Source organism: Alloalcanivorax balearicus MACL04, from assembly GCF_025532145.1.
GTDB classification, from domain to species: Bacteria; Pseudomonadota; Gammaproteobacteria; order Pseudomonadales; family Alcanivoracaceae; genus Alloalcanivorax; species Alloalcanivorax balearicus.
The window spans coordinates 51,560-78,511 of the sequence record NZ_ARXS01000007.1 but is presented as its reverse complement, the minus strand read 5'-3'; the positions used below and the strand labels follow the sequence as shown (position 1 = coordinate 78,511).

Genomic DNA, 26,952 nt, shown 5'->3' with positions numbered 1-26,952 from the left:
TTCTGTATACCGCAGACGGGGAAACAACGGGTTAAGCCTTCTTTACAGGGCTTCGCCGCCCCCCTGCCCAGGTGCGCAACATCCTCGCCCGGACGAAACCGTAACGGTCGTCTTCATCCGACAGACTAAAATTGCCCGACGGTCCGTAACAACAACCGCCGCCGGGCATCCAATTCACGGAACCAAAGAAGGAAGACAGCGATGAGAGACGACGTTCAGGACTATTACGGCAAGCGCCTTTCCGGCAGTGGCGACCTGCAAACCAATGCGTGCTGCGACCAGACGCCTCCGGACTACCTCAAGCCGCTGCTGGCGCGCCTCCACGACGAAGTGATCAGTCGTTACTACGGCTGCGGCCTGGTCGCACCGGCGGCTTTGAGCGGCGCCCGGATCCTGGATCTGGGCTGCGGTTCCGGCCGTGATGTCTATCTGCTCTCCGCCCTGGTGGGCGAGCAGGGCTCGGTGGTGGGCGTGGATATGACCGGGGAACAGTTGGAGGTCGCCCGCCGCCATCAGGATTTTCACCGCGATCAGTTTGGCCACAGCCATAGTAACGTTGCCTTTTTTGAGGGCTACATCGAGGAACTGGATCAACTGGATCTGCAGCCGGGCAGTTTCGACGTGGTGGTCTCCAACTGCGTGATCAACCTCAGCACCGACAAGGCCAAGGTGATCTCCGACGTCAAACGTTTGCTGAAACCCGGCGGCGAGTTTTATTTCTCGGACGTGTACGCGGATCGTCGAGTGCCGGAGTCGCTCACCCGGGACCCGATGCTCTATGGTGAATGCCTGTCGGGTGCCCTCTACTGGAATGATTTTCTCACTCTGAGCAAACACTGTGGTTTTGCCGATCCCAGGTTGGTGGAATCACGCCGTCTGACCATCGACAACCCGGCCATCGAAGCCAGGCTCGGCGATATCCGTTTTTACTCCGCCACCTACCGTCTGTTCAATCTCGACGGTCTGGAACCCGCCTGTGAGGACTATGGCCAGGCGGTGATCTACAAGGGCACGGTGGAGGAGCAACCGCACGGCTTCATGCTGGACGGGCACCATTACCTGCCCACCGGCAAGGTCTTTCCAGTATGCGGCAACACCTGGCGTATGCTGGCGGAAAGCCGATTCCATTCCCACTTCGACTACATCGGCGATTTCAGTACCCACTACGGCATTTTTCAGGACTGCGGCGTGAGCCTGCCGTTCGAAGACACGCAGAGTTCCTCCAGCGGCGGTAGCTGCTGTTGAGGACATCGACGAGGTGACGATGACAGCGAAGAAAGGTTTTCTCCTGCTCCTGATTGCTGCGCTGGTGGCGGCTTTTTTCCTGTTCGATCTCGGCCAGTATCTGAGTCTGGACTACCTGAAGTCCCAACAGGCGGCCTTTCAGGAGCTGGCCGGAGAGCACCCATTGCGGGTACTCGGCGGCTTTTTTGTGCTGTATGTGCTGGTCACCGCCCTCAGCCTGCCTGGCGCCGCCATCCTGACCCTGGCGGCCGGCGCCTTGTTTGGATTCTGGTGGGCGTTGCTGCTGGTGTCGTTCGCCTCCAGTCTGGGCGCCACCCTGGCGTTTCTGGCTTCCCGTTTCCTGTTCCAGGATGCGGTACAACAGCGCTTCGGGGATCGGTTGAAAAAGGTCAATGCCGGCATGGAAAAAGACGGTGCCTTCTATTTGTTCACGTTGCGCCTGATCCCGGTCTTTCCGTTCTTCGTCATCAACCTGTTAATGGGACTCACGCCGATTCGCACCGGCACCTTCTACTGGGTCAGCCAGGTGGGCATGCTGGCCGGCACGGCGGTATACGTGAACGCCGGTACCCAACTCGGGCAGTTGCAGAGCCTTTCCGGGATACTCTCACCGGGATTGATTGGCGCTTTTGTATTGCTGGGCCTGTTTCCCTGGCTGGCGCGGCTGCCTGTCCGCCTTTGGCAGACACGGCGGATTTATCGCGGATATCAAAAGCCCCGCCATTTCGACCGTAACCTGGTGGTGATCGGCGGAGGCTCCGCCGGCTTGGTCAGCGCCTACATTGGCGCCACGGTGAAGGCCAAGGTCACCCTGGTGGAACAACAGCGCATGGGGGGCGACTGCCTCAACACCGGTTGTGTTCCCTCCAAGGCCTTGCTCAAGAGTGCCCGTATCGCCCATCTGGAAAAGCAGGCACACCACTACGGTTTCCGTTCCATTGATAACGAATTCGACTTCAGCGATATCATGGCCCGGGTACAGCGGGTGATCAGCAAAGTCGAGCCCCACGATTCCGTGGAGCGCTACACCGAGCTGGGAGTGGAGTGCCTGCACGGCCACGCCCGCCTGATCTCCCCCTGGGAAGTGGAAGTGGATAATTCGACCGAGGGTAACGAAGGCACCACCCGGCTCACCACTCGATCGGTGATCCTGGCCACCGGCGCTGCCCCCTTGGTGCCACCGATCCCCGGCATCGACCAGGTGCAGGCGCTGACCTCCGACACCCTGTGGCAATTGAAAGCTTTGCCTGAGCGTCTTCTGGTGCTCGGCGGCGGCCCCATCGGCTGCGAACTGGCACAGGCTTTTTCACGCCTCGGCAGCCAGGTCACCCAGGTGGAAATGCAATCACGCCTGATGCCCCGGGAGGACGAAGACGCCGCCGCGTTCGTCACCGCGGCGCTGGAAGACAGCGGTGTGCGCGTACTCACGGAGCATAAGGCCCTGCGTTTCAGTGTGGAGAACGGCACCAGCCAGTTGCATGTGGAACACCGGGACCAGGAGTCCGTGCTGCCCTTCGACGCGGTGCTGGTGGCGGTGGGCCGGCGCGCCCATACCGAGGGGCTGGGCTTGTCGGCCCTGGGCATCACCACCCGGGCCAACGGCACCATAGAGGTGAATGAACGCCTGCAGACCCGCTTCCCCAATATCTATGCCTGCGGTGATGTGGCCGGCCCTTATCAGTTCACCCACACCGCCGCTCATCAGGCCTGGTATGCGGCGGTGAATGCCCTGTTCGGGCGGCTGAAGTCCTTTAACGTGGATTATCGGGTGATTCCCTGGGCCACCTTCACCAGCCCGGAAGTGGCCCGCGTCGGCCTGAACGAGGACGATGCCCGGCAACAGGGTATTGCCTACGAGGTGACCAAGTACGGTATTGATGATCTGGACCGGGCCATCGCCGATGGCGTGGATCAGGGCTTCGTCAAGGTGCTCACCGAGCCTGGCAAGGATCGTATTCTTGGCGTGACCATTGTTGGCGAGTCTGCTGCCGATCTGATCAGCGAATATGTACTGGCGATGAAGCACGGCCTTGGGCTGAACAAGATTCTCGGCACCATTCACATCTACCCGACCCTGTCGGAGGCCAATAAATACGCTGCGGGGGAATGGAAAAAGAACCACAAACCGGAGCGTCTGCTGCGCTGGGTGGAACGTTTCCACGCCTGGCAACGCTGACCGCCGCAACGGAGATTTCCCCATGCGCCCCGTGATCGTCACTCTGCTGCTGCTATTCACCGGCATCGCCCAGGCCTTCGAACACGCCACCTGGGACGCCCTGCTCAATGCCCATGTGCAATGGGTGCGAGGTGGCGTCACTTCACAGGTGGATTACGACGGTCTCGCCACCGACAAAAAACGTCTGGAGCACTACCTGGACAGCCTGAGCGCCGTATCCGAACAGCAGTTCAGGCGCTTCGACCGGGATCAACAACTGGCTTTCCTGATCAACGCCTACAATGCCTTCACGGTAAAGCTGATCCTCGATCAGAAGCCGCGCCCGGATTCCATCCGCGATATAGGCTCTCTGTTCTCCGGGCCCTGGGATCAGCGCTTTTTCGAGCTACTGGGTGCTCCACGCACCCTGGATGAAGTGGAGCATGACCTGATTCGCGGCAATCCGGAGCTCATGGATCCGCGCATTCATTTTGCCGTGAACTGCGCTTCGGTGGGCTGCCCGGCGCTGCGCCCGGAAGCCTACACCGCCGAGCGACTGGACCGGCAGTTGGAGGACAGCACCCGCCGCTTCCTGTCCGACCGGCAACGCAACCGCTATGACGCCGATCGAAACCGCCTGGCGGTCTCTTCCATTTTCAAATGGTACCGGGACGATTTCGCCGACGCGGCCGGCACGCTCCGCAACTGGCTGGCCCGATACCATGCCGCCCTGGTATTGCCCGGGGACGCCGCCGAAGCGCTGCGGAAGGGCACCCTGGACCTGAGCTTCATGTCCTACGACTGGTCCCTGAACAGCGCCCCGTGACGCCGCCGGGAATGCATTTTCCTAGTACTTTAGTACCGCTGTTTTAACTATTCCGCAATAGACAACGATTCTCATTTCCCTTAGTGTCAGCGCCCGTCCTTACAAACGATACATAACTCTCACCAACAAAAAAGGAGAACGCCCATGCGCCCTCTCCGCTTCGGCGTGCCTGTTTTTCTGCTGTCACTGATCCTGGCCCCCCTGGCCATGGCCGAAAACGATCCTCACAAACTGGATGCCGTCACGGTCACCGCCAGCCGCTCCCAGGGGCAAGTGGGTAAAACACCACAGAAAGTCACCGTGATCACCCGCCAGGAACTGGAAGACCAACTGGCCATTACCGGCGACCAGGCTCAGGTGCTCAGCAACCTGATTCCCGGCTATGCGCCGAGCCGCCAGAAACTGAGCAATGCCGGCGAGAGCTTCCGGGGCCGCAATCCATTGTTTCTGGTGGACGGCGTGCCCCAGTCCAATCCATTGCGTGACGGCAGCCGTGACGGCTACACCATTGATCTGTCCATGGTGGAGCGCATCGAGGTGATTCACGGCGCCAGCGCCGAGCACGGCCTGGGGGCCACCGGCGGCATCATCAACTTCGTCACCCGCCGCCCGGAAGGCGACCGTGTGCGCCAGCACGCCGGCGTCAGCGTCAGCGCGCCCACCGACTATGAGTCCGACGGCCTCGGCTACAAAGCGGACTATCGGGTGGAGGGGCTGCATGGCAAATGGGACTACCTGGCCGGCGTCACCTACCAGTCCCGCGGGCTGTTCTATGACGCCAACGGCGATGCCATCGGCGTGGACAACACCCAGGGCGATATCATGGACTCCGAAAGCCATGACGTGATGGTGAAAGTGGGCTACTGGTTCGACGACAACCAGAACCTGCAATTGACCGTGAACCGCTTCTTCCTGGAAGGGAATCACGATTATCTCGCCGTCAATGGCGTTCGAAGAAACCGGACGCCCACCACCTCCGAGAAAGGCGACCCGGAGGGTAAACCCACCCGTAACGAGGTGCTCACCACCAGCCTCAACTATCACAATCTGGATCTGGCCGGGAACGACCTCCAGGTTCAGCTTTACACCCAGCGATTCCGCGCCCGCTACGGTGGTGGCACGTTCGATACTTTTCAGGTCGACCCGGAGGCCCTCGGTGAAGACAGGATCTACGATCAATCCCAGAACGAGTCCGACAAGGTCGGTGGCAAAATCACCCTGAACCGGGACGGCCTCTTCAACGGACGGGTCAAACTCACCACCGGCCTGGACGTTCTGCAGGACGAGACCAGTCAGGTACTGGTCCACACCGATCGCGAATGGGTACCAGAGACCCGGTTCCAGAACATCGCTCCTTTCTTGCAAGGGGAATGGCGCGTTACCGACCGCCTTACCGCCCAGGCCGGGGTCCGCTATGAGTACGCCAAACTGGATGTGGATGACTTCACCACCCTGGCCTACTACGGTGATGACCACAAACAGGGCAATCGCGTCGTTGGTGGCGACCCCAGCTTCGACGAGACCTTGCTCAACGGCGGTCTGACCTACCAGATCACGGAGGGCTTGCAATTGTTCGCCAACTACTCGGAAGGGTTCGGCATGCCGGACGTCGGCCGTGTGCTGCGTGCCATTGGCGACGATGGCGCGCGAGTGGATGACTTTCTGGATCTGCGCCCCATCGTCACCGACAATCGCGAAGTGGGGATTCGCATCAATCAGCACCCGGTGACCTTCGAAGCCAGCTACTTTGAATCCGACTCGGACCTGGGCGCCCGGCTGGCCGACAATGGCAGTGGCTTTTTCGAGGTCAAACGGGAAAAAACCGAGATCAACGGCGTGGAAGCCCAGGTTGGCTGGCAGGTGGAAGAAAACCATCATCTCAGCGCCAGCTACGCTCACACCAGTGGCAAATACGATGGCGACGACGATGGCCATTTGGAAAGCCGCCTGGATGCCCGCAATATCGCCCCGGACCGTCTGACCCTGCGTTGGCAGGCCCGCTGGACCAGCCGTCTGCGCTCCCAAGTCCAGGGCTCCCATTATTTCAGCCGTCATTTCGATGACGACAACACCAACTTCGACGGCTACAACCTGGTGGATCTCTCCCTGGTCTATCAACTGCCCAAGGGCCAACTCTCCGGCGGCATCGAGAATCTGTTCAACGAAGACTATTTCACCTACTACTCGCAGAGTGCCACCAACCGCGAGGATCAGTACTTCAAGGGACGCGGACGCGTGATTACGGTAGGCTACAGCCTCGATTTCTAAGGACCGTTATTCCCCATGCGCAGGCTGATCTTTACCCTGCATCTGTACGCCGGTCTGGGCTCGGGCCTGTTGCTCGCCCTGATCGGCGTCACCGGCAGCCTGTTGGTGTTTTATCCACAGCTGGATCAATGGCTGACGCCGGCGCTGACAACGCCGGCCACCACCGCCACCCCTTTGCCGCTACAGGAAATTCTGTCACGGGCCAGCGATGCCGTGGACGGCGCCGAGCCTCGCCGGCTCTACCTGCCCGGCACCAACGGCGACTACCATCTGGTCCGTTTCGATACGCCACCGGACGCGTCGGGCCCCTTGCAGGTGAACGTGGATCCCTACACCGGCGAGGTCGCCGCCGTGCGGACCTGGGGGGCGTATCCGATGACCTGGATCTACCGTCTGCACTACACCCTGCTGGGGGGTACCACCGGCAAGTACGTGGTCGGCGTATGCGGCATTCTGCTGGCGCTGTTCGCGATTACCGGGGTGTATCTGCGTTGGCCCAAACGCGGCCGCTGGCGGCGTGTCCTCGCCATTGAACGCGGCAAGGGCCGCTTCCGTTTCTATTTCGACCTGCACGGCGCGCTCGGCTTGTACTTGTTTCCGGTGTTGATAGTGGTGGCGCTGTCCGGGGTGTTCATGGTGTTTCGCGCACCGATCACCGGCGCCGTCGCCGCTCTGGCCACGGTGACGCCGGCACCTCAACCTCAATCGACGCCATCGGACTCCGCTCCGGTGAATCTGGATCAGGCGGTCGCCGCCGCGGCCCCGGTCTTCCCCGGAGCCCGGTTGAGCCGGGTCTACCTGCCACGCTCCGAGCGCGACAGCTACCGGCTGGCCTATGTCCTGCCCGAATCCAACTGGCAACGCTACGCGGCCAGCTCGGTCTGGGTGGATCAATACAGCGGCAAAGTGCTGGATGTATGGGACGAACGCCAATTGGGCGCCGCCGATACCGTGCTGGCCTGGCAGTTTCCGCTGCACAATGGCGAGGCCCTGGGACTGCCCGGACGCTGGCTGGTATTCGTGTCCGGCTGGTTGCCCGCCCTGCTGTTCGTCACCGGGGTTTATTTATGGTGGCGTAAACGGCGGCTGAAACGGCGGTAAAGGTTACCGCTGTGGGAAGCCAGCTTGCTGGCGAATACGGATGGGCAGAGAGCCTCATCACCCAATTTGCACGTGGTCCTCGACGTAGCGCAATTTCGGTATTTGCGGCCGCGCCAACGAGAACGCCAGGGCCAACGGCCCGATGCGGCCCATGAACATCAGCATCATCAGCACACACTGGGACGGCCAGGACAGTTCCCCGGTAATGCCCCGGGACAAACCCACTGTCGAAAACGCTGAGAACGCCTCGAACAACACGTCCATCACCGCCAGCCCCGGCTCCAGCACCACCATCAGGAATCCGCTCAACGCCACCGCCAGCAAACTCAGCATCACTACCGCCTGGGCCCGGAACACCGACTCCACGGCAATGGCGCGCCGGAACACCGTGGGCCGCTGACGCCCACGCAAGAACGCCCGGGTGGCCAGCAGCATCACCATGAAAGTACTCACCTTGATGCCGGAAGCGGTGGAGTTGCTGCCGCCGCCGATGAACATCAAAAACATGATCAGCAAGACCGTGGGCGCCATCAAACCGCCCATGTCCACAGTGTTGAAACCGGCGGTGCGGGGCGTCACCGCGGTGAACCAGGCAGCCCAGAGCCGGCCGGATTCCGGCAGTTCCCCAAGCGTACGGGCATTGTTCCATTCAAAGCCGATCACCAGAAACCAGGCGCCAAGGCACAAAACCAGGGTACCGGCCAGAGTCAGCTTGCTGTGCAAGGAAAGCGTGCGCCATTGCCGTTTGCGCCACAGATCCAGCAGCACGGTGAAACCCAGACCGCCAATAATGAACAGCGCGGTGATCACCAGGTTGACCATGGGATTGGCGGCCCACCGTGACAAGCTGTCCGGCAGTAAAGCGAAGCCGGCGTTGTTGAACGCCGAGACACTATGGAAAACACTGAACCACAGGCCCCGCGCCACCCCCAGCTCCGGGATCCAGACCACACTCAGCAACCCCGCTCCAATGGCTTCCATGACCAACGCCAGCAACGCGGTGTGCCGGACCAGCACCAGCATATCCGCCGGCGAGGTCTGGTCGGTGGCCTCGCGCACCAGACGTTGGCCGCGCAGTCCCAACCGGCCACCCAGCGCCATCAGCGTCAACGCGGCGAAGGTCATCAGGCCCAGGCCGCCCAGCTGCATCAACCCCAACACCACCGACTGGCCAAACGGGCTGAGATGAGAACCGGTGTCCACCACCACCAAGCCGGTGACGGTGACCGCCGAGCAGGCGGTAAACAAGGCTTGGAAAAACGTCAACGACGGCGTGCCGGAAACCGGCAGCCACAGCAAGACGGTGCCGATCCCGATCAGCAGCAGGAAGCTGCCAGCAAGGATCGCCGGCGGACTGTAACGCCAGGGGTGACGCAAGGACAGAACCGCCTCGGTGCGGGCCCTGAGTCCGGGAAACCAGGTTCTCATAGGCTCTCGGAGAATCGACGCAAGGCCGGCTCTTCACCGAGCAGCACCAGATGGTCATTGCGCTTCAGCCGTTGATGCGGACTCGGTTGCAAATCCACGTTCTGGCCATGCTTGATGGCCAGCAGGCGCACGCCGATCTCCTCGATCTTGAGGTCCGACAGCGGACGATCCTCCAGCACTTCGCCAGGGCGGATCTCGATAACGAAGTAGTTATCCCCCAGGCTGATGTAATCCAGCATATTGGGATGGGCCATGGTCTGGGCGGCGCGCAACCCCATTTCATACTCGGGATGGAGAATACGGTCGGCGCCAAGCTTCTCGACGATACGGTGGTGGACCGGCGAGATAGCCTTGACCCATACCTCCTTTGCCTCCAGGGATTTCACCGCCATGGTGCAGAGAATGCTGGCTTCGATATGCTCGCCGATGGCCACCAGCACGGCATCGAAACTTGCCAGGTCCAGTTCACGCAGGGCGTCCTCGTCGGTGGCGTCGGCGATCACCGTCTGAGTCAGCTTGTCGACCAGACGATTGGCCTGGCCCTCCCGATTATCGACACCCAGAACCTGGTGCCCCAAACGCATCAGTTCCAGCGCCACGGCTTCGCCAAAACTGCCCAGTCCGAGCACGGCGAATTGCTTTTTCATAACGGCTCCCTTGTCCCGGACCCAATGTCAGAGCGTGACGCCGGGTTTCTCATCACAACTGCTCCAACGCTTCCGCCAGAGTGCTCACGGCGATCAGTTCCACCCCGTCCGGCAGGTTGCGCGGTTGATTGGATTTGGGGATCACGGCGCGGCGAAAACCATGTTTGACCGCTTCGTATAGCCGTTCCTGGCCTTGCGGTACCGGACGGATCTCTCCGGACAAACCGATTTCCCCGAACACCACCAGGTCCCGTCCCAACGGCCGATCGCGGAAGCTGGAAACAATGGACAGCACCAGAGCCAGGTCGGCGGCGGTCTCGCCTATTTTGACGCCACCCACCACATTGGCGAACACATCCTGGTCGCCGACCTGGATGCCGCCATGACGGTGCAACACCGCCAGCAACATAGCCAAACGGTTGGCTTCCAGCCCCACGCAGACGCGCCGGGGGTTGCCGAAATGGCTGGCGTCCACCAGCGCCTGCAGTTCCACCAGTAAGGGCCGGGTTCCTTCCCACACCACCGTGACCAGGGAACCCGGCGCGATCTCCTCGGCGCGGTTGAGAAAAATCGCCGACGGATTCTTCACTTCCTTGAGCCCTTCGCCGGTCATGGCGAACACGCCCAGCTCATTGACCGCGCCAAAACGATTCTTCAAACCACGCAGGGTACGAAAACGGGAATCGGAGGAGCCCTCGAGCATGAGCGAGCAGTCGATCATGTGCTCCAATACTTTGGGCCCGGCCAGGGTGCCATCCTTGGTGACGTGCCCCACCAGCAGCAGCACGGTGCCGGTCTGTTTGGCAAAGCGGGTCAGCGCCGCCGCGCACTCGCGCACCTGAGCCACGGAACCCGGCGCCGATTGCAGGCCGGCCAGATACATAACCTGAATGGAATCCACCACCAGCAAACGCGGCTGCTCTTTGCGGGCCAACTCGATGACGCGTTCCACATCGGTTTCCGCCGCCAGCCGCAGTTTGTCCTTGGGCAGCTTCAGACGATCGGCGCGCATCGCCACCTGCGACAGGGATTCCTCACCAGTGACATAAAGACAGGAATGGGCATGAGCCAGCCGGCACAGTGTCTGCAACAACAAGGTGGATTTGCCGGCACCGGGATGGCCACCGATCAGAATGGCGGAACCGGGCACCAGACCGCCGCCGAGCACACGATCCAGTTCACCCATGCCAGCACTGATGCGCGGGGTTTCCTCGAGAACGATCTCATCCAGATTGCGCACTTCCGCCAGTTGTCCGCTGAAGCCACTGCGGCCGGCGGCGCCACCGGCACGGGACGGGGCGCTGTCCACCACGAACTCCTGCAGGGTGTTCCATTGACCACAGGCCGGACATTGGCCCTGCCATTTGGGGAAGTCCCCGCCACATTCGGTGCAGACAAAAGCGGTTTTCTTCTTCGCCACGGACTCTCCTCGATGCCGGGATCCGGGAGCGTTGCCCCCGGCACAGTCAGCCGATCACCCGTTCCGGCCGGGCGGTGACCTGACAGAATAACTCGTAACTGATGGTGCCGCAGGCGGCGGCCACTTCATCCACGGAAACGGTATCGCCCCACAGCTCCACTTCGTCACCGACCCGGGCCTCGAGGCCATCCAGTCTCACCGTGATCATGTCCATGGAGACCCGACCGACCAGTTCGGTGCGCCGGCCGTTCACCGCCACCGGCGTGCCATTGGGAGCGTGGCGCGGGTAGCCGTCACCGTAACCCACCGCCACCACACCGATGGTGCCGTTTTCCGGCGCACGCCAAGTGGCACCGTATCCCACCGTCTGGCCGGCGCCAATGGGATTCACGGCGATCAGACGGGCACTGAAACGCTGGGTCGGGCGCAGCCCCAATTCACTGGCGGAGCGCCATGGGAACGGCGACGAGCCATACAGCATGATGCCGGGACGGACCCGCTGACGACGTGCCACCGGATAGCGGATCAGGGCCGCGGAGTTGGCGGCGGTCACCGGCAACCCCAGTTCCTCGGATAACGCCAGTACCACCGCCAGTTGCTGTTCGCTAAGCGGATCATCCTGCTGATCGGCACAGGCAAAGTGACTCATCAGGCCGACCAACCGCACGCCGGGGATGGCCCGCAGTAACGCCGCCTGCTCCCGTGCCTGCTCAGGCCTCATGCCCAGCCGGTTCATGCCGGTGTTGATTTTCAGCCAGACACGTAGGGGAGCCGGGCGTTTGCTCAGCAGGGCCACCTGCCAGGCGGCGTGCACCACCACTTCCACGTCTAGGCGGGCGGCTTCCACAATCTCTTCCTGATCAAAGAAACCTTCGGCCACCAGGATCGACTTGTCGATGCCGTGCTCACGTACCGCCTGGGCCTCTTCCATCAACGCCACGCCCAGGCCGTCCACCTGGCCGACCATGGCCTCGGCGGCCAGTGTCAGGCCATGGCCGTAGCCGTTGGCCTTGATCATGGCGAACACCTGAGCGCCATCGGCCAGGGTCCGGGCCACGCCGGCGTTATGAGCCAGAGCCGCTGGCCATATTTGTAACCGGGTACCGCGCATGGTCTTCTCCCGCCCCGGTTATTCGTTGTCCTGATACTGCTGGTAGTACTCCGGCGCCAGATCGTCGAAGCGGGTGAACTCGCCGCGGAACGCCAGCCGCACGGTACCGATGGGCCCGTTCCGGTGCTTGCCGATGATGATCTCGGCGATCCCCTTCTCCGGAGTGTCCTTGTTGTAGACCTCGTCACGATAGAGAAACACGATCAAATCCGCGTCCTGCTCGATCGCCCCGGATTCCCGCAAATCGGACATCACCGGCCTTTTGTTCGGACGTTGCTCCAACGACCGGTTCAGCTGCGACAGGGCAAGCACCGGGCAGTTCATTTCCTTGGCCAACCCCTTGAGGTTCCGGGAGATCTCCGAGATTTCGTTGACCCGGTTATCGGCGCCGGGGACCTGCATCAATTGCAGATAGTCGACCATGATCAGGCCAATCTCACCCCCGCATTCCCGCGCCACCCGGCGCGCCCTGGCGCGCATCTCCAGCGGGCTGAGCGCGGCGGTATCGTCGATGAAGAATTTTTGCTCACTGAGCATCTGGATCGCCGAGGTAATACGCGGCCAATCATCCTGTTCCAGGCGCCCGGAACGGATCGCGCCCTGATTGATGCGGCCCAGGGAGGACAGCATCCGCATGACGATGGCGTCGGCCGGCATTTCCATGGAGAACACCAGCACCGGCTTGCCCGCCTTGATCGCCACGTTCTCGCACAGGTTCATGGCGAAGGTGGTCTTACCCATGGACGGCCGACCCGCCACCACCACCATATCCGACGGCTGTAGCCCCGCGGTCATCTTGTCCATTTCCTCGAAGCCGGTGGTGACCCCGGTCAGGGAATTCTTGGTGCGGTACAGTTCGTCGATGCGATCCACCGCTTTCTTCAACACCGATTTGATGCTCTGCGGGCCGGAGCCTTTCTTCTGCTGTTCGGCGATCTCGAAAATCGACGACTCGGCGGTATCGAGGATTTCCAGGGAAGGCTTGCCCTTGGGATTGAACGCCAGATCCGACACCTTGTGCGATACCTGGATCAGTTGCCGCAAAATACTGCGTTCGCGAACGATCTCGGCATAGGCGTTGATATTGGCGGTACTCGGCGTATTGCGGGCCAGCTCCGAGAGATAGGTGGCCCCCCCCACGTCGTCCAGTTCGCCACGATGAGTCAAGGCCTGGGAAACGGTAACCAGATCGCTGGGCTTTTCTTCTTCCACCAACTGACCGATGACCTGGAAGATCAGCCGGTGCTCTTTGCGGTAAAAGTCCTTCTCGCCGACTCGTTCGGCAACGTCGTCCCAGGCCTCGTTGTTGAGCAGCAGCCCTCCCAATACCGCCTGTTCCGCCTCCACGGAGTTGGGAGGGATACGCAGGCTGTCGGGAAGATGATCATCCAACGCAAGAGACTCGTTCATGGTGGGTCCGTTTTGATTCAAAGGCTCGGGGAAAGGGTGCTGCGAATCGGGACATCATATAACAAAAAGGCACCGCCCGATGATCGGACAGTGCCTTGATTGTGTCACCGTGCTCCCAAGGGAGCAAACCGGCGCGGAGTAACGGCCGTGATTACTCGGCCGGTACCACCGCCAGTTTGATGGTCACGGTCACATCGGCGTGCAACGCCAGGTCGATTTCGTACTCGCCGGTTTGACGCAGCGCGCCATGCGGGAGCTTCACTTCGGCCTTGGACATTTCCACACCGGTCTGCTCGGTGATGGCGTCGGCGATGTCGCGGGTGCCAACGGAGCCGAACAGCTTGCCTTCGTCACCGGATTTGGCGCCGATGGTCACGGACGCTTCGGCCAGCTTGTCAGCGCGCTCTTGAGCGGCTGCCAATTGCTCGGAAGCTTGTTTTTCCAGTTCCGCGCGACGGGCTTCTACTTCGGCCAGGTTACCCTTGGTCGCCGGCAGCGCCTTGCCTTGCGGGATCAGAAAGTTACGGCCATAGCCGGGACGAACGTCCACCACGGAGCCCAGATCACCCAGGTTCTTGATGGTTTCCAGCAGGATCACTTGCATGACGGTCCCCTCGGCTTAATTGTCGTGGCTGTCGGAGTACGGCAGCAGCGCCAGGAAGCGGGCCTGCTTGACCGCGCTGGCCAACTGGCGCTGATAACGTGCTTTGGTGCCGGTGATGCGGCTGGGCACGATCTTGCCGGTTTCGGTGATATAAGCTTTCAGCGTGTCGAGATCCTTGAAATCAATGTACTCAACACCTTCCGCGGTGAAGCGGCAGAATTTGCGACGGCGATAAAAACGGGCCATGGTTTTCTCCTCGATTCCTAGTCCAGGGGCTCCAGTGTTTCCACGATCAACTGCAAACGGTCCCGGGCTTCGCCCTTGTAGCCGGCGCGGCTGAGAAAGCCGCCGACTCTGACCCGTTGTCCTTCCTTCAGGTGCTTCGCCAGGGCGGTCTTGCCGCCGGCGAGTACCAGCCCGATACGGGCCTGGACTTCACGGGGATGGCCGTCTTCAAGCTGCCGGGACCGGTGCTCCAGCCAGAGACGCTGGCGGGGCACGCCACCCGGCGTTACGGCCACCTTTTCAAGGGTGACGATGATGCCGGTGAGCTCGCAGTGATTACGCTCGGAAATCAGCTGGCGGCCTCCTCCTTCTCGTTGGATTTCGCCAGCGAGGACGGCTCGGTGATGGCCTTTTCGCGACGGATTACGAGGTGACGGATTACGGCATCGTTGAACCGGAAGGTGTTTTCCAGCTCGGCGAGGGTTTCGCCGTCACATTCAATATTCAGCATCACATAGTGTGCTTTGTGGATCTTGTTGATCGGGTAAGCCAGTTGACGGCGGCCCCAGTCTTCAAGACGGTGGATCGTGCCTTTGCCATCGGTAACGATCGCGCTGTAACGCTCGATCATGGCGGGCACTTGCTCGCTCTGGTCCGGGTGGACCAGGAACACGATTTCGTAGTGACGCATTGTTGGCTCCTTACGGATTGGGCAGCTTCCCGAATATCGGTGAAGCAAGGAGTCCGCCCGCCACCGGGTTGGCGGCAGGCGAAGGGCGGGGATTCTAGCTCAGAAGGCGCGCGGGCTCAAGAGTGGCCGCGGGCACGGAGGTGGAACAGCATCACCCCGGTGGCCACGGACACGTTCAGGCTCTGCACATCACCGGCCATGGGGATCGACACCAGGTCATCACAGCGCTCCAGGGTCAGGCGTCGCAGCCCCTCGCCTTCAGCGCCCATGACCACCGCCAGGCCCGGATCGGGCTGGTAGTCGAACAAGGACACACTGCGCTGATCCAGGGCCGCCCCGGCCACACGGATGCCGCGTTCCTGGAGCGCTGCCAGCAGCTGGGCCAGATTGCCCACCTCAAAGTAACGTAGCGACTCGGCGGCGCCGGCGGCGCTGCGGCAGGCCACCGGTGTCAGCCCGGCGGCGTGGCGGCGTGGCACAATCACGGCATCGACACCGGCGGCGTCGGCGCTGCGCAGGCAGGCCCCCAGATTATGAGGGTCGGTGACCCCTTCCAGAATCAGCAGCAAGGGCGGCCTCTCAAGACCCTCCAGCAAGGTCGCCAATTCGGATTCCCCGCCGGGCACGCGCGGCCGGGCCCGGGCCACCACACCCTGATTCTGCGGACCCGCCAGTTTCTCCAGTGATTCCCGGCGCGCGGACTGCACCGCTATACCCTGGGCCAGCGCCTGCTGCATCAACGCATCCAGGCGGGTCTCACCACGCTCGGCCCGGCGGTCCAGGACAAACAACTCCAGAACCGCTTCCGGCCGGTGTCGCAGCAGCGATTCCACCGCATGGATACCGGAGTACATCACCGGCTTGTCCATGGCACCTTTACGGGACCCCGATTTGCCCCGGGGCGGGCCGGAAGGACGCTTGCTCATCCGCGGCGGCGCCCCCGGCGGGCGGACTTGGGCTTGCGCTTACCGTCCTTGGGAATCTCGCCCTTGGCCAGCTTTTCCCGGGTGCCGTCGCCCTTGGCGGCCGGCTCGGCGGCCTGCTTCGGTGACTTGGCGGCCTTCTTGGCCTTGCCGGAGCGCCCCTTCTTGCCTGGCCGCGCGGAAGTGGAGCTGATCAGTTCCAGATCGATCTTGCGCTCTTCGGTGTGCACTCCGGCCACCTTCACGCAGACCGCGTCACCGAGACCATAACGGCGCCCGGAGGACTCCCCCACCAGCACCATGTTGACGTCATCGAAGCGGTAGTAATCGCTATCCAGGTTGGCCACGTGCACCAGGCCGTCGATATGCAGATCGTTGATCTGGACAAACAATCCGAAGGCCGCCACGCCGCTGATCACCCCGTCGAATTCCTGCCCCAGATGCTCCTCCATATATTGGCACTTGAGCCACTGCAGCACATCACGGGTGGCATCATCGGCGCGCCGCTCGGTCATCGAGCAGTGCTCACCCATGGTCACCATGTCCGCCGGGCTGTAAGGCAGGATGCGTTCGCGCGGAATCGCCGGCAGCTCGCCGGGATTGTCCACATGGGGGCTGTCGGCGCCGGAGCGGATCAAGTAACGGATGGCCCGGTGCACCAGCAGATCCGGATAACGGCGAATCGGCGAGGTAAAGTGGGTATAAGCGTTGTAGGCCAGACCGAAGTGCCCCTTGTTACCGGCCTCGTACTTGGCCTGGCTCATGGAGCGCAACATCATGGTCTGAATCACCTGCCGGTCCGGCCGATCGGCGATGTCCCCGCCCAGCGCCTGGAACACGCTCGGCAGGATCGGCCCGTCGGACCAGGCCAGGCTCAGCCCGAGCCCACCGAGGAACTGCTGCAGGTTGCTCAGGCGCTCTTCCTTGGGCGGCTCGTGATTACGGTAGAGCGTCGCCACATCGGCCTTCTCCAGCAGGCGGGCGGCACAGATGTTGGCCGCCAGCATCGCTTCCTCGATCATGATATGCGCCACATTGCGCACCACCGGCACGATGGCGCGGATCTTCTGATTCTCATCGTAGAGAATCCGGCTCTCGTCACTGTCGAAGTCGATGGCGCCGCGTAACTCCCGGCGGCTGCGCAGGGCCTGGAACATCTCGTGGAAGGACCAGACCATGTCGATGGACTCGTCGTCCAGCGACGCCACCGTTTCCTGGGCCAGCTCGGATTCCGGTTCCTCGATCATCGCCCCGACCTTGGTATAGGTCAGACGGTGACGGGAGCGCATCACCCCTTCGCGGAACACGAAGCGCGATACCCGGCCATTGGCGGAGACCAGCATGTCGCAATAGAGACACAGCCGGTCCACATGGGGGTTGAGTGAACACAACCCGTTGGACAGCGCCTCCGGCAACATCGGCACCACCCGGTTGGGGAAATACACCGAATTGCCGCGCTTGTGAGCTTCGTTATCCAGCGGGCTGTTGGGATGCACATAGTGGCTGACGTCGGCGATGGCGACGATCAGGCGCCAGCCGCCACGGCGGCGGCGGGACACGTAAACGGCATCGTCGAAATCGCGGGCATCCTCGCCATCGATGGTGACCAGCGGCAGGTCGCGCAGATCGACCCGGTGGGCCTTGGCCTCATGGGGCACCTCCGCGCCAAAGCGGGCGGCGGCTTCTTCCACCCCTTCCGGCCACTGGTAGGGGATCTCAAAGCGGCGCAGCGCCACTTCCACTTCCATCCCCGGCTGTTCCGGAGTGGCGATGATCTCCTCCAGGCGCACCAGCACATGGTGGTCACGCGAAGGATACTGGGTGATGACCCCGCGAACGTGATCGCCCGGGCTCGGCTTGAGGCCATTATGGTCCTCCACCAGAACTTCCTTGGCGATACGCCGGTTTTCCGGCTCGATGAAACTGACCCCCGCCTCGCGGCGGAAACGGCCGACCACTTCGGTCACCGCCCGTTCGGCGATCTCGACAATGCGTGCCTCGCGTTTGCCGAAGCGGTTGAAACCCGCCTCGTTCACCAGCACCCGGTCGCCGTCCATGACCTTTTCCATCTGGCGCGGCGCCAGGAACAGGTCGGACAGGCTACGATCATCGGGGATCAGGAAACCGAACCCGTCGCGGTGGCCCTGCACGGTGCCGGCGACCAGATTCATGCGCGAGACGATACCCAGTTTACCGTTGCGGTTTTCCACCAGTTGGCCGTCACGGAGCATGGCCTTGAGGCGGCGCTCCAGACCAATCAGGCCGTCTTCGCCCACCGCCAGCAGTTCCGCCAGTTGCCGCTGATCCAGCGGCTTGCCCTGGTCATTCAACACTTCAAGGATCAACTCTCGGCTGGGAACCGGATTCTCGTATTTCGCCGCTTCCCGATCCGCGTGGGGATCCGTGTAGCGTTTTTTTGATGACATTCAATACCCTCAAAAACAAATGTATGGGTTGGCCGGCGCATAATGCGCCTCAATTTGGCTCGTGGGAAAAACGTGGCAAGCCGGTCTCCCTGGCAAGGCGTTGTGGACGCCGGAGATGAAACCAATATGAAGAAAATGGGACGACTTTTTTGCAGAAACCGTTTGACATCGGGCCATCATATACTAGAATGCACGCGCTTTCGCGATGAACGGCCTGATTTTTTCAGCCTTTCACGCCAAGCCGAGGTGGTGAAATTGGTAGACACGCTAGCTTCAGGTGCTAGTGGGGGCAACCCCGTGGAGGTTCAAGTCCTCTCCTCGGCACCAATTTAAAAAAGGCTCCCAAACGGGAGCCTTTTTTGTTACGGCGAGGTTCGGACTCCCGGCCCACGCAAAGACTCACAGCGGGCGATATCCCGCTGTGGCGTGGGCGCGCAAAGCCATGCTTTCCGCCCTCTCCTCGGCACCAATTTAAAAAAGGCTCCCAATCGGGAGCCTTTTTTCGTTATGGCGAGGTTCAGCCCACGCTCCCTCCTCATCCCCCTCCTTCCCATATACAACTACCAACATAAAACCGTCATAGCGGCTCATTAGCATCGCTCCCACCCAACAACCTGACAGGGAAGAGCACTATGAGACGCCTTACTCGTCGTGATTTTATTCGTGCCTCGGCGCTGGGCATGGGCGCGGTGGTGGTGTCCACCGGCCTGACCGGCTGTGGCGGCTCCTCATCAAACCGCAATTCGGACAATGGCGATGAACGCCAAGTGGCGTTCCACCATGGCGTCGCCAGCGGCGACCCGCAGACCCAGGGCGTCATTCTGTGGACCCGGGTGACCCCGGAAGACGGTGATACCTCACCGGTATCAGTGAGCTGGGAAGTGGCCAGTGACGCGGACTTCACTCAACTGGTCAATGAGGACAGCGCCGAAGTCCGGGAAGCCTACGACTACACCCTCAAGGTAGACGTACAAGGGCTAGAGCCTGGCAAGACCTACTACTATCGCTTCCATGCCGCCGGCGTCACCTCCCCGGTAGGCGTTACCCGCACTCTGCCGGAGGGCAGCGTCGATCAGGTCACCTTCGCGGTGCTGTCCTGCTCCAACTATCCAGCGGGCTTTTTCCATGTCTACGCCGAGGCCGCCAAGGAAGCACAGCTGGATGCGGTGCTGCACCTGGGGGACTACCTCTATGAGTACGCCACCGACGGCTACGACGGCGACCAGGCCGAGCAGATGGGCCGCACCCTGCCGGAAAACAACGACCTGGAAATGATCCAATTGGTGGATTACCGCCGCCGCTACGCGCTCTACCGCACCGACCCGGATCTGCAGGCCCTTCACGCCAAGGCGCCGTTCATCGCCGTCTGGGATGACCACGAAATCGCCAACGACGCCTGGATCGGAGGCGCGGAGAACCATGACCCGGACACCGAGGGCGACTATCTGCTGCGCAAGCAGTACGCCCTGCAAGCCTACTTCGAGTGGATGCCAATCCGGCCGTTCGACGACAACGATCGGGAAATCATCTACCGCAGCTTCCACTACGGCGACCTGGTCAGCCTGCACATGCTCGACACCCGCATCATCGGCCGGGACAAACAGCTCAGCTACACCGATTACGTGACCGAAACCGGCATCGACGCCGAGGCATTCACCGCCGCGGTCACCGATCCCGAGCGGCATCTGCTCGGCACCACGCAGCTGAACTGGCTCAGCGGGGCACTTGCCACCTCAAGCGCCACCTGGCAGGTGCTGGGCCAACAGGTGCTGATGGGACGCATGCTGATGCCAGCGGAAATGCTGCAGGGCCTGCTCAATCTGGACCCGGCATTGGTGGATCTGATCGTCGAACTGACCACCCTGAAAGGACGTTATCTGCAAGGCGACCCGACCCTGACCGAGGAAGAGATCGCCCGCATCACCACTGTCCTGCCCTACAACCTGGACGCCTGGGACGGCTACATGGCCGAGCGTGAAATGCTGCTGCGGACGGCGAAGGAACTGGGCAAGAACCTGGTGGTACTGGCCGGCGACACCCACAATGCCTGGGCCAGCCATCTCACCGTTGGCAGTGGCGAGGACAAGCAGAGCGTCGGCGTGGAACTGGCCACCGCCTCGGTGTCCTCGCCGGGCCTGGAGTCCTATCTGCAGTTACCGGCGGAGGCAATTCCCCAGGCGGAGCAGGCCATCACTCTGCTGGTGGATGACCTTCAGTACTTGAACGCCAGCCAGCGCGGCTACCTGCGAGTCACCTTCACCGCCGAGGAAACCCGGGCGGACTGGCGTTTTGTATCCACGGTGAAAAGCAGCGACTATCAGGTGGACGAGGCACGCGGGCATTCGATGACGGTGCAGGCAGGGAGTCCGGCTCTGACCCAGGCGGACTGAAAACAGCGGGGGATGGTGAACTTGCATACGCCGCCGAAGTGGCCCAATATCCGGGCCGCACGCAGACTCGAGCGATAACGTGGTCCCTATGCAAAAGAATCAAGCCACCCCCGCCCTTCATGCTTCCCGGGGCCGTCGCCTGCCCGTATTGGCACTGGCCCTGTTTCTGGCCTTGCAAGCGCCAGCCTATCTGCCGGCAACCGCGCGGGCCGAGGTACACCCGGAAATTCAAAAGGCCAACGAACAGCGAGCCCGGGCGGAGAGGCGTCAGAAATTTCTGCTGCTGTTTCCCGCCGCCGCTCTCGGCATCACCATCGCGCTGATCATCATCAAACGCCGCTGAGCCTGCTCACGCTCTCTACACCACCGCTCAATCAAGCAGGTCCGAGTAGTCCCGGTTCTTGTAACCTTTCAGGGTAGTCCAGGGAGCCGGCTCCGGATCGGCGATTTCCCTTGCCTCGATGGTGCGGCCGGACAAACCGTGTTCGTCCCGGGCACGGATGGACACCACGTAGCGCCGCTCGGGATTCCACACCAACGTAATATGCTGGGAACCGCGCTGGATCTGGTAGGTTTCGACGCCGTCATCGGCCACCGAGGACGGTTCCAGGGAAGACAGGCTGGCCGGATCCACCAGCGCCCAGGTTTCCATCCAGTGACCATCGTAGCCCACGTTGCCGTAGTACGGCGGCGCGATATCGATCAGACGCTGTTCGTAACGGTCCACCAGTTTGACGTCGACGTTGCCGTTGTCGTCCCGCTGGATCCACAACGGCGCGCCCACAACATCCGCGTGTTTGTGGCCCAGGCCACCGTGATGGTGGTCATCATGATCACGTTGGGCAGCTTCCGGCACTTCCCGTTCCACCCATAAGGCGTTTTCCTGCCGGTACAGTTTCTCCGTGTAGGACAGCTCCTGCCGCACGCCATCCTTACCCACTTGCCACTGATGATACTCCACGCGCAGCGCCGAAGCCGGCTGTGCCCAAGCGGATAGCGGCAATCCCAAAAACGCCACCAACCCCAGAACCATGATTCGTTTTGCAACCATCATTCAACTACCTGCAAACAGCAAAAAAAAGGGTGGCCATGACGGCCACCCGCGAAAACCGGAAAACTTAAAGCCCCATGGCTTCGTGGATCAAACCAAACACGTCCACGTTATCCAGGGTGCCTTTGAACAGCTCGCTGCCGGCACCGCCCGCGTTCAGACGAATATCACCGCCACCGTGGGTCTCACTGCCCGGTCCACCCAGTTTCACGCCCACTTCCTGCAGATAATCGTCCTGCAGCACTTCGTCCTCGGTCAACGTGGCCCGGTCCGCTTCACGGGGGCCGCCGCCGTTACCGAACACCAGAGTGGTGAAGGGCTTGCCCTGGGCGTCGAGCGCCAGCCCGCCGGTGCGGTATTCCTTCAGCAAACCGAGTACCGGGTTACCGATCTTGGAGTAGCCGTTGAACGCCATGACGTGATCGTGATCCGCGGTAACGATGATCAGGGTATTCTCCAGATCCGCTTTTTCCACCGCGGCGGCAATGGCCTGGTCGAACGCCAGCGTGTCTTCCAGTGCGCGCTTGGCATTGGTGCCGTGCAGCGCGTGGTCGATACGGCCGCCCTCCACCATCAGGAAGTAGCCGTCCTGATTGCGGGACAGGATATCGATGGCGGAACCGGTCATCTCCGCCAGGCTCGGCTCATCCAGATCATTATTGACCCGATCCAGCTCGTAGTTCAGATCGCTGCTGTTGAACAGACCGAACAGTTTTTCCGTGCTGCCCAGGTCGACATTACCCAGTTCCGAGCCACTGCTCACGTAGGTATAACCGGCGCCCTGCATTTCCATGATCAGGTCGCGGTCATCACTGCGGCGTCCGTCAGGGGCCGGCAGGAAGTGACGGCGGCCACCGCCCAGGATCACGTCGATACCGTCGTTCCCCAGCGCGCTGTTATAACCATCGCCGCCCGGCACCATCTGAGTGGCAATGGTATTTTCAGCATTGCGGTTGCAGATGTGAGCATAGGTAGTCGCGGGTGTGGCGTGGGTGATACGCGTGGTGGTCACCACTCCGGTGCTGTAGCCCTCGGCTTTGAGGATCTCCAGCAGAGTCCGCGCCGCCTCGCCGTTACCGGTTTCCGGGCAGAGGCTGTCACCATCGCTCTGGTACGGATTGCCATCATCATCGTTGGGGTTGGCATCCGGCGTCATCGAAATCACTTCGTTCTTGGATTTCATGCCGGTCATGTAGCTGGCCATACCGGGAGCGCTGTCAGTGGTCTGGGCGTCCTCGGAGTAGGTCTTGATACGCGCGGCGTAGTCCAGCTTTTCCATCGCCAGCTTATAGGTCTCCGGCACTTCCAGTCCGGCTTTTTCACCGGCGTAAATGCGTGCCGCGGTTTGTGTTACCGGGCCCATGCCGTCACCAAGAAAGAAAATAATGTTCTTGGCCTGAGCGGCGCTGACCGGCTGAGTCATCAGAGAGGCGGCACAGCAGATCAGTGCACCGCCAATAACGGAACGTTTCATGTTTCTCTCCTGCTTTAATTGGCGGTTCAATCCAGATCCAGAGCGGCCTTGATCTTGCCGAAGACTTCAGTGTTGTCGATGACACCGTGGAAAACGTCGGCACCCATGCCAACCGCCCCCAGGAACACGTCACCACCACCGTGGGTTTCACTGCTGAGCTGAATGACCGCCTCCTGCAGGTAGTCATCCGCGGCGGTTTGGGTCTCCGTCAAAGCGACACGGGTGGCGGGGCGATTCGGGCCGTTACCGAAACCGAGAATGGTGTACGGGTTACCATCAACATCGGTGCGCGGCTCCCCTTTGTTCGGACCATTGGCGTAGTTACGAACCATACCCAGAACTCCCGCGTGGTCCTCGGTGGTCTTGCCGGTACGCTCGGCATAGCCATTGATAACCAGGGTGTGGTCATGGTCCGCGGTGACCACGATCAAAGTGTTTTCCAGACCCGGATCGATCTCTTCCATTTTTTCCAGCGCCGTTTTTACCGCGTTATCGAACGCAATACCGTCGGTCAGCGCGCGCTTGCCGCTGGTGGCATGAAGAGCATGGTCAATACGGCCGCCTTCCACCATCAGGAAGAAGCCATTGTCGCGAGGACTGAGCAAATCGATGGCTTTGCCGGTCATTTCCGCCAGGCTCGGCTCTTGCGTGGGAATACGGTCGAGCTCGTAGCTCATATCGCTGCTGGTGAAAATGCCAAGCAGCTTTTCGGTGTCGTCGGCCACGCCCATCAAAGCGTCGGTGCTATCCACGTACTGATAGCCGGCGGTTTGCATTTCCTCGATCAGGTTACGACCGTCGGTACGGCGGCCACTCTGATCCGCGGGCAGGAAGTGACGGCGGCCGCCACCGAGCATGACGTCGACACCGTCACCAAGGGCAGCATTGAAGCCGTCCCCGCCCGGCACCATCTGCGCGGCGATGGTGTTTTCACCATTACGGTTACAGATGTGGGCGTAGGTCGTTGCCGGAGTGGCGTGAGTAACGCGGGTGGTAGTGACCACGCCGGTGGCAAAGCCTTGCCCCTTCATCAGCTCCAGCAGCGTCTCGACTGAGGCACCGTTACCTTCCTCACAGGTGCTGTTGCCGTCGGCATCCACATATTGGGAACCGTCCGGCGCGTAGGCGTTGGTGCCGGTGCTCATGGAGATGACTTCATTTTTCATCTTCACGCCGGTCATGTAAGCGGCCATGGAGGGAGCGCTATCGGTCACCTGACCATCCGCGGAGTAAGTACGGACGAAAGCGGTTTCCGGCAGCGTATCGATGGTGATGCTGCCCGCTTCACCGGCTTCGAAGATGCGCATGGCGGTCAACGTCGTGATACCCATGCCATCACCGAGGAAGAACAGTACGTTTTTCTTGGCGGTGGCTGGCGGTGGCGCATCGTGATTGTCGCTGTCACTGCCGCAGCCGGCCAGTGTTACGGCAAGGGCAAGCCCCGCCATTTTGAGCATTTTCATCAGCACTTCCTGTCTCATCGTCATGTCTTCGGCCCCAACTGGGCAAGGGACCACCCCGGCAAGGAGTATTCGAAATCTTTATGACAGTTTTGAGATACTTGCAGGAATGTGTTGTGAAGTGGCGGCCATCTCCTCTTAAATGTAACGATATAACAAATCAAAATTTGACCGGGCACCCCGAAACGAAGGCCTGATCCCGCCGCCAGTCAACAATCACCACGCCGCTGATTACTCACTTCTCATGACGAGAAATATTTTTGTCATTTTTCTCTCATTAAAACGCCATCCTCGCCCCCCACTCTATTCGCACCCCAATTCCAAACAATAGTAGACGGAGCTATCCATGTCTCTGAGGAACGACGCTTTTAAACTGGGCGCACTGGCGGTTGCCATTTCCATGGCAGTCACTGGTTGCGGAAGCGACAGTGATAACGACCCTGATCCGCAGCCACAGATGGAACGGCTGACCCGTATCGCCACCTTGCCGCTTGGCTCCGAAGCCACCGGCCTGTTCATGAAGGAAGACGGTGAAGTCTTCACCAACATCCAGCATCCTTCCGATGCCAACGTCACTCAGGACGAGTCCGGCCACACCTACACGCTCGCTACCGTGGGCTTGATCGAAGGCATGGACATCCATGACTACTTCGAGCCTGTTTCCGTACCGGAAACCGACGAGGAGAAGCAGATCATGCGCGTGGCGGTGGGCCGTTATAACGTGCTTGGTCAGCAGGGCAACGACTGGGGCGGCGCACCAGAACCCAGCGGCCTGGGCGCCATCAACGTGAAGGACGGCAGCGCCACGATCCGCGTTTCCAACGACCCCGATTTCAACGGCTGGGTACCGGTGAGTGAAAACGAAGGCTATCTGTTCACCAACTGGGAAGATCGCCCGGGTGGCATGAGCCGCCTGCACCTGATCCGCACGGCCGAAGGCAGCTGGGAGGTGCAAAACAACGACGCCACCATGGTCGACTTCTCCGCCGTGCACGGCACCTGGGTTAATTGCTTCGGTACGGTTTCCCCCTGGAATACCCCGCTGACGTCCGAAGAGCTTTACTTTGACGACACTGCTAACTGGAACGCCCCCAACGAAGGCGGAGTGCAGGATCTGGCGGATTATCTGGCCGGCAAAACCGATTCCAGCTACACAACTGCCTACCCGAACCCGTACCACTACGGTTACATCGTCGAGATCACCAATCCCACCGACACACCCGCCCCGGTGAAGCATTTCACCTTGGGCCGCTACTCCCATGAAAACGCCGTGGTGATGCCGGATCAGAAGACCGTCTACATGAGCGACGACGGCGGCGGCGTGATCATGTTCAAGTTCGTCGCCGACGAGGCCGGCAACCTGGGCAGTGGCACGCTCTACGCCGCCAAAGCCACTTCCGACTCCATTCCCATGGACGCCGCCCAAGCAGGTTTCGACCTGGAGTGGATCGAACTGGCCCACGGCACCAACGCCGAGATCCAGAGCTGGGTCGCGGACTACGATGGCATCACCGTCGCTGACTATGTGGAAGGCGAAAACAGCTATATCAGCGAACAGCAGATCAATGACTGGGCGGAAAGCAAGCTTGACGAAGACCTGGATGGCAGCGGCGATGTGGCCGCCAACCCGTTTGGCGATGATCGCGTGGCCTTCCTGGAATCCCGCAAGGCGGCGGTGAAACTGGGCGCCACCGGCGAGTTCAACAAGATGGAAGGCATCAACATCAACCTGACCCTTGCCGAGGCTAGTGTGGAAGGGGACGGAGAACAGGCCTACGTTTATGTAGCCATGTCCGACATCTCCGGCACCATGCTGGATGAGGAAGGCGCCATTCAACTGACCAACGACGATGCCCGTTGCGGCGGCGTTTTCCGCATGCCTTTGCAAGCCGGTTACGACGTTGCCCGCCTGGAAATGGTGGAACTGGGTGGACCCTACCAGCCCACCGACGAAGCCAACACCTGCAGCGTGGATGGCCTGTCTGGTCCGGACAACGTGGCGGTCATGAATGACGGCCGCATCCTGATCGGTGAGGACACCGGCAACCATGAAAACAACATGGTCTGGCTGCTGGATCCGGAATCCTGATCACTCCG

General features: G+C 61.2%; 22 protein-coding genes and 1 tRNA gene. 9 read left to right on the top strand and 14 right to left on the bottom strand.

Annotation, left to right across the window (positions count from 1 at the left end; all coding sequences use genetic code 11):
* The first annotated feature begins 201 nt into the window (after window positions 1–201).
* The 5 genes from MA04_RS08120 to MA04_RS08100 all read left to right on the top strand — a co-directional run bounded on the left by MA04_RS08120 (window position 202) and on the right by MA04_RS08100 (window position 7,595).
* Window positions 202–1,245, top strand: a complete 1,044-nt coding sequence (locus MA04_RS08120) for a methyltransferase domain-containing protein (protein ID WP_262460060.1) — start codon at window positions 202–204, stop codon at window positions 1,243–1,245.
* Between the two features lie 19 nt (window positions 1,246–1,264).
* Complete coding sequence (locus MA04_RS08115) at window positions 1,265–3,421, top strand: FAD-dependent oxidoreductase (RefSeq protein ID WP_262460059.1); 2,157 nt, start codon at window positions 1,265–1,267, stop codon at window positions 3,419–3,421.
* A 22-nt stretch (window positions 3,422–3,443) separates the two neighbouring features.
* Window positions 3,444–4,226: a DUF547 domain-containing protein gene (locus MA04_RS08110; protein ID WP_262460058.1), complete on the top strand. Its 783-nt coding sequence runs from the start codon at window positions 3,444–3,446 to the stop codon at window positions 4,224–4,226.
* 144 nt (window positions 4,227–4,370) lie between these two features.
* On the top strand, window positions 4,371–6,494 hold the full coding sequence (locus tag MA04_RS08105) for a TonB-dependent receptor (RefSeq protein ID WP_262460057.1): 2,124 nt from the start codon (window positions 4,371–4,373) through the stop codon (window positions 6,492–6,494).
* Window positions 6,495–6,509: 15 nt separating this feature from the next.
* A complete protein-coding gene (locus MA04_RS08100; protein WP_262460056.1) occupies window positions 6,510–7,595 on the top strand; it encodes a PepSY-associated TM helix domain-containing protein in 1,086 nt (361 codons plus the stop codon).
* A gap of 57 nt (window positions 7,596–7,652) precedes the next feature.
* Here MA04_RS08100 and MA04_RS08095 read toward each other — a convergent pair whose 3' ends face one another.
* The 11 genes from MA04_RS08095 to rnr all read right to left on the bottom strand — a co-directional run bounded on the left by MA04_RS08095 (window position 7,653) and on the right by rnr (window position 18,480).
* A complete protein-coding gene (locus MA04_RS08095) occupies window positions 7,653–9,023 on the bottom strand; it encodes a TrkH family potassium uptake protein (RefSeq protein ID WP_262460055.1) in 1,371 nt (456 codons plus the stop codon).
* Entirely contained in the window at window positions 9,020–9,670 is a 651-nt protein-coding gene (locus MA04_RS08090) for a potassium channel family protein (RefSeq protein ID WP_163123456.1), read from the bottom strand. Before MA04_RS08090 ends, MA04_RS08095 begins: the two co-directional genes overlap by 4 nt.
* Window positions 9,671–9,722: 52 nt before the next feature.
* Window positions 9,723–11,090, bottom strand: a complete 1,368-nt coding sequence (gene radA / locus MA04_RS08085; protein WP_262460054.1) for a DNA repair protein RadA — start codon at window positions 11,088–11,090, stop codon at window positions 9,723–9,725.
* A gap of 46 nt (window positions 11,091–11,136) precedes the next feature.
* Window positions 11,137–12,201, bottom strand: coding sequence for an alanine racemase (gene alr, locus MA04_RS08080; RefSeq protein WP_262460053.1), 1,065 nt, complete (start codon window positions 12,199–12,201; stop codon window positions 11,137–11,139).
* A gap of 18 nt (window positions 12,202–12,219) precedes the next feature.
* A complete protein-coding gene (gene dnaB / locus MA04_RS08075; protein ID WP_163123447.1) occupies window positions 12,220–13,611 on the bottom strand; it encodes a replicative DNA helicase in 1,392 nt (463 codons plus the stop codon).
* Window positions 13,612–13,762: 151 nt separating this feature from the next.
* Window positions 13,763–14,215, bottom strand: coding sequence for a 50S ribosomal protein L9 (gene rplI / locus MA04_RS08070; protein ID WP_014993158.1), 453 nt, complete (start codon window positions 14,213–14,215; stop codon window positions 13,763–13,765).
* A gap of 15 nt (window positions 14,216–14,230) precedes the next feature.
* Window positions 14,231–14,461 carry a 30S ribosomal protein S18 gene (gene rpsR, locus MA04_RS08065; RefSeq protein WP_014993157.1) on the bottom strand — a complete coding sequence of 77 codons (231 nt, stop codon included), beginning with the start codon at window positions 14,459–14,461 and terminating at the stop codon, window positions 14,231–14,233.
* 17 nt (window positions 14,462–14,478) lie between these two features.
* Window positions 14,479–14,790 (bottom strand): primosomal replication protein N, encoded by a 312-nt coding sequence (gene priB / locus MA04_RS08060; RefSeq protein ID WP_035451201.1) that lies wholly within the window; start codon window positions 14,788–14,790, stop codon window positions 14,479–14,481.
* Window positions 14,790–15,131 carry a 30S ribosomal protein S6 gene (rpsF, locus tag MA04_RS08055; protein WP_163123445.1) on the bottom strand — a complete coding sequence of 114 codons (342 nt, stop codon included), beginning with the start codon at window positions 15,129–15,131 and terminating at the stop codon, window positions 14,790–14,792. Before rpsF ends, priB begins: the two co-directional genes overlap by 1 nt.
* A 116-nt stretch (window positions 15,132–15,247) precedes the next feature.
* Complete coding sequence (gene rlmB / locus MA04_RS08050) at window positions 15,248–16,057, bottom strand: 23S rRNA (guanosine(2251)-2'-O)-methyltransferase RlmB (protein WP_394356145.1); 810 nt, start codon at window positions 16,055–16,057, stop codon at window positions 15,248–15,250.
* Entirely contained in the window at window positions 16,054–18,480 is a 2,427-nt protein-coding gene (rnr, locus tag MA04_RS08045; protein ID WP_262460052.1) for a ribonuclease R, read from the bottom strand. Before rnr ends, rlmB begins: the two co-directional genes overlap by 4 nt.
* A gap of 240 nt (window positions 18,481–18,720) precedes the next feature.
* On the opposite strand from rnr, the gene MA04_RS08040 reads away from it, so the two are divergent.
* From MA04_RS08040 to MA04_RS08030, 3 genes are all read left to right on the top strand, one after another.
* Window positions 18,721–18,807 (top strand) — tRNA-Leu (locus MA04_RS08040).
* A 305-nt stretch (window positions 18,808–19,112) separates the two neighbouring features.
* On the top strand, window positions 19,113–20,870 hold the full coding sequence (locus MA04_RS08035; RefSeq protein WP_262460051.1) for an alkaline phosphatase D family protein: 1,758 nt from the start codon (window positions 19,113–19,115) through the stop codon (window positions 20,868–20,870).
* A gap of 88 nt (window positions 20,871–20,958) precedes the next feature.
* A complete protein-coding gene (locus MA04_RS08030) occupies window positions 20,959–21,213 on the top strand; it encodes a hypothetical protein (RefSeq protein ID WP_022993844.1) in 255 nt (84 codons plus the stop codon).
* 27 nt (window positions 21,214–21,240) lie between these two features.
* Here the strand turns inward: MA04_RS08030 and MA04_RS08025 are convergent, their stop codons facing one another.
* From MA04_RS08025 to MA04_RS08015, 3 genes are all read right to left on the bottom strand, one after another.
* Window positions 21,241–21,924: a hypothetical protein gene (locus MA04_RS08025; RefSeq protein WP_262460050.1), complete on the bottom strand. Its 684-nt coding sequence runs from the start codon at window positions 21,922–21,924 to the stop codon at window positions 21,241–21,243.
* A 64-nt stretch (window positions 21,925–21,988) separates the two neighbouring features.
* Window positions 21,989–23,395 (bottom strand): alkaline phosphatase, encoded by a 1,407-nt coding sequence (locus MA04_RS08020; protein WP_262460049.1) that lies wholly within the window; start codon window positions 23,393–23,395, stop codon window positions 21,989–21,991.
* Window positions 23,396–23,421: 26 nt separating this feature from the next.
* Window positions 23,422–24,882: an alkaline phosphatase gene (locus MA04_RS08015; protein ID WP_262460048.1), complete on the bottom strand. Its 1,461-nt coding sequence runs from the start codon at window positions 24,880–24,882 to the stop codon at window positions 23,422–23,424.
* 319 nt (window positions 24,883–25,201) lie between these two features.
* Between MA04_RS08015 and MA04_RS08010 the strand changes: the two genes are divergently transcribed.
* Complete coding sequence (locus MA04_RS08010) at window positions 25,202–26,944, top strand: PhoX family protein (RefSeq protein WP_022993848.1); 1,743 nt, start codon at window positions 25,202–25,204, stop codon at window positions 26,942–26,944.
* Window positions 26,945–26,952: the final 8 nt, after the last annotated feature.